This is a genomic window from Kitasatospora sp. NPDC058115 (assembly GCF_042884635.1).
Lineage (GTDB): Bacteria > Actinomycetota > Actinomycetes > Streptomycetales > Streptomycetaceae > Kitasatospora.
Genome location: NZ_JBHVTL010000037.1, coordinates 1 through 9,867, shown reverse-complemented (window position 1 = coordinate 9,867; position 9,867 = coordinate 1). Strand labels below are relative to the sequence as shown.

The following is a 9,867-nucleotide window of genomic DNA, read 5'->3' as shown; positions in this document are numbered from 1 at the left end:
TCCCCTCACCCGCGTGTCGCCACTCGTTCCCTGTTCGCACCGAGGGGTCACCCTCCGGGGTCCCCGGCCCCCCCCCCCACCAACCCCCCCCCCCCCCCGGCGTCAACCCCGGCGCGAACCCGGGTATCCACGCCCCCGTCATCCGATCGGTTCCAACTCGGGCGGGTCCGGGGACCGATGGGCACGGTCCGGGGGCCCTCAGGGCTTCCGGGGGGTGAGCCGTTCGTGCATCACCGACAGCAGGTGGTCGGTCTCCACCGGCTTGGTGATGTGGTCGGTGGCCCCGGCCGCCAGGGACTTCTCCTTGTCGCCCTTCATCGCCTTCGCGGTCAGCGCGATGATCGGCAGCCCGGCGAACTGGGGCATCCGGCGGATCGCCTCGGTGGTCGCGTAGCCGTCCATCTCCGGCATCATGATGTCCATCAGGACCAGCGCGACGTTCTCGTGCTGCTCCAGCATCTCGATGCCCTCGCGGCCGTTCTCGGCGTACAGCACGGTCAGGCCGTGCTGCTCCAGCACGCTGGTGAGGGCGAACACGTTGCGGACGTCGTCGTCGACGATCAGCACCTGCTCGCCGTCGAAGCGGGTGTCCGTGCGGCCGGACGGGCGGGCCGGGGCCGCTTCGGGCGTCCGCCCCTCCGCCGTCCGTCCCGCGCTCCCGCGCCCCTCGGCGGGCCCGCCCGCGGCACCGCGGCCGCCGGCCGGGCGGGTGTCCGGACGCGCCGCGTCCGCGTCCTCCTGGCGGCGGCGCTCGACGGCGCCCCGGCGGCGCACCTCCACCAGCTCGCGCACCTCCTGGGCCCAGTGGTCGGCCGGGCTCTCGCCCACCGGCACCGGCGTCCCGACCGGGGTCACCCCGACCGAGGCGCGCAGCGCGCCCGCGTTCGCCCCGGGCTGCCCGGAGGCGTCCGGCGCCTCGGTGCGCAGCGGCAGGTACAGGGTGAAGGTCGAGCCCCTGCCCAGCTCGCTCTCGGCGTGGATCTCACCGCCGAGCAGCCGGGCGATCTCCCGGCTGATCGACAGCCCGAGGCCGGTGCCGCCGTACTTGCGGCTGGTGGTGCCGTCGGCCTGCCGGAACGGCTCGAAGATCTCCCGCAGCTTGTTGCCGGGGATCCCGATGCCGGTGTCGGAGACCGTGAAGGCGATCAGCGGGTCGTCCGGGCCCTTGATCGCGCCCGCCTCCAGCAGCTGCTCGCGCACGTGCTGCGGCGTGCCCCGGCCGGCCGGGGCGATCGAGAAGTCGACGGCGCCGGTGTCGGTGAACTTCACCGCGTTGGAGATGAGGTTGCGCAGCACCTGCTGGAGCCGCTGCTCGTCGGTGTGCAGGGTGACCGGCAGGGCCGGCGAGACCCGCACCCCGAACTCCAGGTTCTTGTCCAGCGCGACCGGCTGGAAGGTCGCCTCGACGTAGTCGACCAGCTGGACCAGGGCGATCCGGGCCGGCCGGACGTCCATCTTGCCCGCCTCGACCTTGGACAGGTCGAGGATGTCGTTGATCAGCTGGAGCAGGTCGGAACCGGCGCCGTGGATGGTGTCGGCGAACTCGACCTGCTTGGGCGAGAGGTTGCCCTCGTTGTTGTCGGACAGCAGCTTGGCCAGGATCAGCAGCGAGTTGAGCGGGGTGCGCAGCTCGTGCGACATGTTGGCCAGGAACTCGCTCTTGTACCGGGAGGCCAGCGCGAGCTGCTCGGCGCGCTCCTCCAGGACCTGCCGGGCCTCCTCGATCTCGCTGTTCTTGATCTCGATGTCCCGGTTCTGCTGGGCGAGTTGCTCGGCCTTCTCCTGCAACTCCTCGTTGGTGCGCTCCAGCTCCTCCTGGCGCGCCTCCAATTCGGCCGACCGCATCGAGAGTTCGGCGGTCAGCCGCTGGGACTCCAGCAGCAGGCCCTCGGTCTTGGTGTTGACGCTGATGGTGTTGACGGTGACGCCGATGAGGTCGGCGATCTGGTTGAGGAAGTCCAGCGCGACGGTGGTGAAGGAGCTGAAGGTGGCCAGCTCGATCACGCCCAGCAGCCGGCCCTCGAACAGCACCGGCAGCACCACGATGTGGGCCGGGGAGGCCTCGCCCAGGCCGGAGGCGATCTTCAGGTACCCGGGCGGCGCCTCCTTGAGGATGATCGCCCGCTTCTCCACCGCCGCCTGGCCGATCAGCGACTCGCCGGGCCGGAAGGTGGTCGGCATCGCCCGCCGCTGGTAGCCGTAGCTGCCGATCAGCCGCAGCACGGTGTCGTTCTCGTCGTCGTCCTCGGTGATCAGCTCGGCGGTGCGGCCGGCCGGCTGGGCGAGGAAGAACGCGCCGTGCTGCGCCGAGACCACCGGGGTGAGCTCGGTCATGATCAGCGAGGCCACCGCCTCCAGGTCGCGCCGCCCCTGCAGCAGGCCGGAGATCCGGGCCAGGTTGGTCTTCAGCCAGTCCTGCTCCTGGTTGGTGCGGGTGGTCTCGCGCAGGTTGGCGATCATCTGGTTGATGTTGTCCTTGAGCTCGTCGAGCTCGCCGGCGGCGTCCACGTCGATCCGCAGCGACAGGTCGCCCCTGGTCACGGCGGTGGCGACCTGCGCGATCGCGCGCACCTGCCGGGTGAGGTTGTTGGCCAGCTCGTTGACGGACTCGGTGAGGTCCTGCCAGGTGCCGTCCACGCCCGGCACCCGCGCCTGGCCGCCCAGGCGGCCGTCGGTGCCCACCTCGCGGGCGACCCGGGTGACCTCGTCGGCGAACGCCGACAGCTGGTCCACCATGGTGTTGATGCTGGTCTTGAGCTCCAGGAACTCGCCGCGCGCGTCGACGTCGATCTTCTGCGACAGGTCGCCGCGGGCCACCGCCGTGATCACCAGCGCGATGTTCCGCACCTGACCGGTGAGGTTGTTGGCCATCAGGTTGACGTTGTCGGTCAGGTCCTTCCAGATCCCGGCCACGCCCGGCACGCTCGCCTGGCCGCCCAGGGTCCCGTCGGTGCCCACCTCGCGGGCCACCCTGGTGACCTCCACCGCGAAGGCCGACAGCTGGTCGACCATGGTGTTGAGCGTCCCGGCCAGGCCGGCAACCTCGCCCTGCGCCTCGATGCTGATCTTCTTGGAGAGGTCGCCGGAGGCCACCGCGGCCGCCACCTCGGCGATGTTCCGCACCTGACTGGTCAGGTTGGACGCCATGAAGTTGACGTTGTCGGTCAGGTCCTTCCAGATGCCCGACACCCCGCGCACCCGGGCCTGGCCGCCGAGGTTCCCCTCGGTGCCCACCTCGCGCGCCACCCGGGTGACCTCGTCGGCGAACGCCGACAGCTGGTCCACCATGGTGTTCACAGTGGTGACCAGTTCGAGGATCTCGCCCCGGGCGTCGACGGTGATCTTCTTCGAGACGTCACCGCGGGCCACCGCCGTGGTCACCTCGGCGATGTTGCGGACCTGGCTGGTCAGGTTGTTGGCCATCAGGTTGACGCTGTTGGTGAGGTCCTTCCAGGTGCCGGACACCCCCGGCACACTCGCCTGGCCGCCGAGGATGCCCTCGGTGCCGACGTCCCGGGCCACCCGGGTCACCTCGTCCGCGAAGGCGCCCAGCTGGTCGACCATCGTGTTGATGGTGTTCTTCAGCTCCAGGATCTCCCCGCGCGCGTCCACCTGGATCTTCTGCGAGAGGTCGCCCCGGGCGACGGCGGTGGTCACCTGGGCGATGTTGCGCACCTGGTCGGTGAGGTTGTTCGCCATGAAGTTGACGTTGTCGGTGAGGTCCCGCCAGACGCCGGCCGCCCAGGGCACCTGCGCCTGGCCGCCGAGCCGGCCCTCGGTGCCCACCTGGCGGGCCACCCGGGTCACCTGTTCGGCGAAGCCCGAGAGCTGGTCGACCATCGTGTTGATGGTGTTCTTCAGCTCCAGGATCTCCCCGCGGGCGTCCACCTCGATCTTCTGCGAAAGGTCGCCGCGCGCCACCGCCGTGGTCACCTGCGCGATGCTGCGGACCTGACCCGTCAGGTTGTCCGCCATGAAGTTCACCGAATCGGTGAGGTCGCGCCACACCCCGGCGACGCCCGGCACCTGGGCCTGACCGCCCAGCCGGCCCTCGGTGCCCACGTCCCGGGCCACCCGGGTCACCTGCGCCGCGAAGCCGTTCAGCTGGTCCACCATCGTGTTGACGGTGTTCTTCAGCTCCAGCATCTCGCCGGCCACCTCGACCGTCACCTTGCGCGACAGGTCGCCCTTGGCCACCGCGGTGGTCACCTGCGCGATGTTGCGCACCTGGGCGGTCAGCCGGCCGGCCATGGTGTTGACCGAGTCCGCGAGGTCCTTCCAGCTGCCGGAGACGCTGCGGACCTTCGCCTGGCCGCCCAGCTTGCCCTCGGTGCCGACCTCACGGGCCACCCGGGTCACCTCGTCGGTGAACTCCGACAGCTGGTCCACCAGCCCGTTGACGGTCCGGCCGATCTTCAGGTACTCGCCGCGCAGCGGGTGGCTCACCCCGTTGCTGTGCAGCGAGCGCAGCTCCATCTTCTGGTCCAGGTCGCCCTCGGCGATCGAGGTCAGCACCCGGCCCACCTCGGACATCGGCCGCGCCAGGTCGTCGATCAGCGCGTTGCAGTTGTCGACGGCCGCCATCCAGGCGCCCTCGCCGGCGCCGGTCTCCAGCCGCTCGTTCAGCCGGCCCTCGCGGCCCACCGCCCGCCGCACCCGGGCCAGCTCACCCGTGAGGTGCTGGTTGCGCTCCGCGACCTCGTTGAACACCGCGGCGATCTCCGCCAGCGGACCGTCCCCGGGCACCGTCAGCCGGCGCCGGAAGTTTCCGTCCCGCATCGCCGTCAGCGCGGCGAGCAGCTTGCGCAGCTCGGCCGGCTCGGCGCCGCGGTTGTGGTTGACACGCCGGCCGGCCGCGCTCCGCGGCGCGGCCCCGGGGCGCCCGCCACGCTGAGCGGGCGGCGTCGTACCGGTTGCGTCCTTGGTGGCCGAACTCAACGGGCCCCTCCCAGATCGTGAACTGTCCGGCGCCCGCACCGCGCGCCCCGCCGGGCCCGCCGCGCAGCACCGTCCCGGCGCTACCGTCCCGGCGGCCGGTCGGGCCGGCCGGGACCCGCGACGACGGTACTGCTCGGACCGGACATCGCGGACCCCCCAGTCTGGCAGCACTCGCGCCCGGTACAAGCGCGGTTGCACTCGGTTGGTGCCGCCCGGTGCGAAACGGGTGGGCAGAATCACCCTCCGGTGCCTGTTTCGACTCCCCGCCCCCACGGGGAACCAAGCGGAAAGTAGGGTGGAGCGCTGCACCGGGCCACAACCGCCCGGCGGCGCCGCCCACACCGCCGGCGCGCACCGGGATTCGGCGCCGCACCCCGGACAGCCAGGGCCAGAGCAGAGGAGACGTGGCAACGTGGTCACCGCGCGCGCAGCCGCCACCTTCGAACCCGTGGGCCGGTCGGCCGGGGCCGCCCGTTCCTTCGTCCGGGACGCGCTGCTGGGCTGGGGCCTGCCCGAGGTCGTCGACGACGCCGTGGTCCTGGTCAGCGAGCTCGTCACCAACGCGGTCGTGCACGCCGGCACCGCCGCCGAGGTCTGCTGCCTGCGCGAGGACGGCACCGTCCGGATCGAGGTGACCGACCACCACCCCGAACGCGGTCTGCCCAGCTTCCCGGACGTCCCCGCCACCGCGTCCGACCACTACGCCGACGCCGACGGCGAGGGCGGCCGCGGCCTGCTGATGTGCGCCGCGCTCGCCGAACGCTGGGGCGTCGAGTACGGCTCCGGCCGCAAGACCGTCTGGTTCCGGCTCGCCCTGCCCGCGCACACCGCCGGCACCCGCTACGCGCTGCCCGCCGCCCCCGGCGGCGAACTGCCCCACAGCCACGGCCCGATCCGCGTCGCCGTCGTCCAGCTCGACGACGACGGCCGGGTGCTCGCCTGGAACCCCGACGCCGAGGCGCTCTTCCAGCACCCCGCCGACACCGTGCTCGGCCGCCCCTGGGCCGACCTCGCCGTCTGGCCGCAGGACGCCGACGGCGGCCTCGGCCTCGCCGCCGTCCTGCGGCTCGCCCGCTGGGAGGGCGGCTACGCACTGCGCCGCGCCGACGGCACCGCCCTGGACGTCTACGGCGTCCAGGTCCGTCTGCGCGACACCGACGGCACCCCGAGCACCCTGTGTCTGCTCGTCCTCGACGACGACCGCGCCGTCCTGCGCTCCCCCGCCCGCGCCCTGCCCGGCGAGCGCGGCGAACCCGCCACCCGGCTCGACCTGCTGGCCGGCCTCGGCACCGGCGAGGACCTCGACACCCTGCTCCAGCACACCGTCGAACGCGCCCGCGACCTGCTCGACGCCGACGCCGCCTACCTGCTGCTCACCACCGACGACGAGGCCGAGTTCGAGCTGCGCGCCAGCGCCGGGCTGCCCGCCGCGCCGCGCCCGCACAGCCGCTTCCCGGTCGACACCGGCAACCGCTACGACTCGCCCCGCCTCCCCTCCGTCCACGAGGACCTCGCCGCCCGGCCGACCGGGCTGCCCGTCCTCGACGACAGCGGGCTGCGCTCCCTGCTCACCGTCCCGCTCAAGGTCGAGGGCCGGCTGATCGGCTCGCTCGGCATCGCCACCGGCACCCCCGGCCGTTACGACAACGAGGACGCGCTGCGGCTCCAGTTCGCCGCCGACCGGCTCGCCCTGGCCGTCGAGTCCACCCGGCTCGCCGAACTCGAACGGCTCCGCCGCGGCTCGCTCTCCTTCCTCGTCGAGGCCTCCGACCTGCTCGCCGGTACCCTCGAACACGAGCAGACGCTCGCCCTGATGGCGCAGATGGCCGTCCCCACCCTCGCCTCCTGGTGCGCCGTCTACACCAACGGCGACCACGGCGCCGCCGCCTCGCTCGCCTTCGTCCTGCACGAGGACGAGGACCGCATCGACCCACTGCGCGCCCTGCTCGACAAGACACCCGCCCCGGAGGCCGGCCCGACCCACGGCACCCGCTTCTGGAGCGCCCCCGCCGAGACCGCCGGTGGCAGCGGCTTCGCCCACGAACCCGGCCTCACCGGCCTGCTCGGCGAGACCGTCGTCCTGCCGCTGACCGCCCGCAACCGGGTGATCGGCCTGCTCGCCCTCGGCACCTCGGCCGGCGTGCGGTTCCGCCAGGAGGTCCTGGAACTCGCCGAGGACCTCTCGCGCCGGGCCGCCCTCGCCCTCGACAACTCGCGCCTCTACTCCGAGCGCACCGCCACCAGCCAGGCCCTGCAACGCAGCCTGCTGCCCCCGGAGCTGCCCGACATCCCGGGCGTCGAGGTGGACGTCTACTACCAGGCCGCCGGCGAGGGCAACGAGGTCGGCGGCGACTTCTACGACCTCTTCCCGATCCGCGAGGGCACCTACGGCTTCGCGATCGGCGACGTCTGCGGCACCGGCCCGGAGGCCGCCTCGGTCACCGGCCTCGCCCGGCACTCACTGCGGCTGCTCGCCCGCGAGGGCCTGGACGCCCCGCAGGTCCTCAGCCGGCTCAACGCCGCCATCCTGGACGAGGGCGCCCGCAGCCGCTTCCTCACGCTGCTGTACGGCGAACTGACGCCCCGTCCGGACGGCAGCACCGAACTCTCGCTGGTCTGCGCCGGCCACCCGCTGCCGCTGCGCCTGCGCACCGACGGCCGGGTCGACCGGGCCGCCACCCCACAGCCGCTGCTCGGCGTCATGGACGACCTCGACCTCACCGCCGAGCGGCTGGTGCTCAACCCCGGCGAGGTCCTGCTCTGCGTCACCGACGGCGTCACCGAACGCCGCGAGGGCCGGCGGATGCTGGGCGACGACGGCCTCGCCGAGGTGCTCACCGGCTGCACCGGCCTCACCGCCGGGGCGGTCGCGCTGCGCGTCCAGCGCGCGGTCGAGCGCTTCGCCCCGGAGCCGCCCTCCGACGACATGGCGATCCTCACCCTGCGGGTGCCGACCCAGCGGAGCGCCTGACCGCACCGGGGCGACTCCTGTCGCACCGGCTGTCGGAGCGTGACCGAACCGTGCCTGACAGCGTCACAAAATGTGCGATTCACAAGGGTACAAGCCCGTTCACCCTGGGTAGACCGATCTCACCGGGGAATCCCCCGGAGGGGACGTGACCAGCGGCTCTCCCGCTGGCCCAGCACTCGGACCGCAGCCGTCGCACGCTCCAGCCGTGCGCGCCCGGAGCGGTCACGCGCCTTCACCTCATCGACACTCACCCGCGTTCACTGCGCCCTGCGCGCGCCCATGAGTGAAAGGAGCCTCCGGTGAGCAACGAAGCTACCGGGGCACTGAACGCCCGCTCGACCGGCGCCGACGCGGGTAACCTCGGTTACCTCGCGCTCGGCCTGACCCTGCTCGCCTACGGGCTGCTCTCCACCGGCATCCTCAGCGGCACCGCCGCCGGGAACTCGGCCCACCTCGCGCACATCCTCGGCGGCCTCACCCTGTTCATCGCGGGCCTCTGGCAGTTCCGCGGCGGCGAGGGCTTCACCGGCACCGCCTTCACCAGCCTCGGCGCCTTCTGGGCCACCTGGTCCACCGCCTCCGGGGCCGGCAAGAACGCAGCCGGCCTGTTCCTGCTCCTGTGGGCCCTGCTCGCCCTCACCCTGACCGCGGCCAGCTGGAACGCGGGCCTGTTCAGCCGCGCCGTCTACGGCCTGCTGACGCTCTCCCTGGTGCTCTCCGCGATCGCCACCTTCAGCACCACCGCCGGCCTCGCCAAGACGGCCGGCTGGATCGCCGCCGCCTCCGGCCTGGCGGCCTGGTACTGGGCCACCTCCGCGCTGACCAACAGCGCGTGGGGCCGCGAGGTCCTGCCGGTCAAGTAAACGGCGGGTGAACCGGCGGGCCGGACCCTCCCCCCACGGGGCCCGGCCCGCCGTCCTGCCGTGCCGCCGTTCAGCCGCGGACGGCGAGATCCTCCCGCTCCGGCGCCGGCCGGACCTCCCCCGCACGGCGGGCCCGCCACCGGGCCGCGCCGCGCTGCGCCGCGTAGGCCAGCAGCAGGATCGCCACCGCGACCAGACCGTCCGCCCAGAAGTGGTTGGCCGTCACCACCACGACCGTGATCGTCAGCACCGGGTGCAGCACGATCAGCCAGCGCAGCGGACTCCTGGACACCCGCACGACCGCGACCGCCACCAGCACGCACCACGCCACGTGCACCGACGGCATCGCCGACAGCTGCGCGGCCTTCACCACCCCTCCGACCGCGTTGCCGTACACCGACTGCCCGTACTCCGCCGCGACGTCGACGAACCCGTTCTCCGGCAGCATCCGGGGCGGCGCCACCGGGAGGAACTGCACGGCCAGGCAGACCGCCGTCGTGATGACCACCGTCGTCCGCACCCATGCGTACCGTTCGCGGTGTCTCAGGAAGACCCAGAGCAGCACCGCGATCATCACCGTGAAGTGCATCGACGCGTAGTAGTAGTTCGCCAGCTTCACCAGCGCCGGGTACGGCGTCACCGCGGCCTGCCAGGACGCCTCGTCGGGCAGCCCGAAGGCCAGCTCCGTCCGGTGGATCCAGCGCGCCCGGTCCAGCGCGTGTTCGGTGCTCATCAGCGAGAGGCGGCCGACCAGCTGCCACAGCGCGAACAGCGCGAGCAAGGTGCCGGCCTCCCGGAGGACCGCCGCGAGACCCGCCCTCCGCACCCGGGCGGCCGCGTAGGAGCCACCGTAGAGAGCCACCGCGGCGCCCCCTGCGGACTGCCAGGTCAGGGTCAGGTTCTGCAACGGTTCGCGCCTCTCCACCAAGCTCCGACGTGGTGGGGAGACGTTAACGCAAAAAGACCCCCTCCTGAACCGGAGGGGGTCTTTTTGGAATGATTGTTCGGCGGCGTCCTACTCTCCCACAGGGTCCCCCCTGCAGTACCATCGGCGCTGTGAGGCTTAGCTTCCGGGTTCGGAATGTAACCGGGCGT

The 9,867-nt window shown here is 72.6% G+C and carries 4 protein-coding genes and 1 rRNA gene; 2 read left to right on the top strand and 3 right to left on the bottom strand.

Features of this window, described 5'->3' with window-relative positions:
- Positions 1 to 198 precede the first annotated feature (198 nt).
- Positions 199 to 4,809, bottom strand: coding sequence for a HAMP domain-containing protein (locus tag ACFVVL_RS31125; protein WP_387681206.1), 4,611 nt, complete (start codon positions 4,807 to 4,809; stop codon positions 199 to 201).
- Between the two features lie 541 nt (positions 4,810 to 5,350).
- Between ACFVVL_RS31125 and ACFVVL_RS31120 the strand changes: the two genes are divergently transcribed.
- Positions 5,351 to 7,909 carry a SpoIIE family protein phosphatase gene (locus tag ACFVVL_RS31120; protein WP_387681096.1) on the top strand — a complete coding sequence of 853 codons (2,559 nt, stop codon included), beginning with the start codon at positions 5,351 to 5,353 and terminating at the stop codon, positions 7,907 to 7,909.
- A 299-nt stretch (positions 7,910 to 8,208) separates the two neighbouring features.
- Positions 8,209 to 8,772, top strand: a complete 564-nt coding sequence (locus ACFVVL_RS31115; protein WP_380288357.1) for an acetate uptake transporter — start codon at positions 8,209 to 8,211, stop codon at positions 8,770 to 8,772.
- 70 nt (positions 8,773 to 8,842) lie between these two features.
- Here the strand turns inward: ACFVVL_RS31115 and ACFVVL_RS31110 are convergent, their stop codons facing one another.
- On the bottom strand, positions 8,843 to 9,634 hold the full coding sequence (locus ACFVVL_RS31110; RefSeq protein ID WP_380288355.1) for a phosphatase PAP2 family protein: 792 nt from the start codon (positions 9,632 to 9,634) through the stop codon (positions 8,843 to 8,845).
- Between the two features lie 140 nt (positions 9,635 to 9,774).
- A 5S ribosomal RNA gene (gene rrf / locus ACFVVL_RS31105) occupies positions 9,775 to 9,867 on the bottom strand; the annotation flags it as partial.